Genomic DNA, 401 nt, shown 5'->3' on the forward strand with positions numbered 1-401 from the left:
CACGGAGGCCAAACGCAAAAAGCTCCTCGACCAGTATGGTGAGGAGCTTAAAAGCAAATATTTGGAATGGTCGAATTTGCAAGTTTCGGTGGTTGCGGGGGCAGGATTTGAACCTGCGGCCTTCAGGTTATGAGCCTGACGAGCTACCGGGCTGCTCCACCCCGCGCCAGCGTAAATCCCTTTGGGATTTATCGCGTCCGAGTAAACCGCTTTGCGGTTTACTCTTACTGCCGGAGCAAATTGCCGAAGGCGATTTGTCTCCTGTAAGGGGCGCACGTTAGTCGGTACACCACTTTGTTTTTGTCTTTGTGCTTTATAACACAAAAGGCCGCGTTGTGAGCGGCCTTTGACTGGCCTTTTGGCCGTTTGTTTTCGCGTTGAGAAGATATTGATATTGATGA

The 401-nt window shown here is 50.6% G+C and carries 1 tRNA gene; it reads right to left on the bottom strand.

Annotated features, from left to right (window positions below):
- Window positions 1–89: 89 nt before the first annotated feature.
- Window positions 90–166 (bottom strand) — tRNA-Met (locus tag AC27VJ_RS22590).
- Between the last annotated feature and the right edge of the window lie 235 nt (window positions 167–401).

This window comes from Agrobacterium sp. 20P9.1.2 (assembly GCF_057799395.1).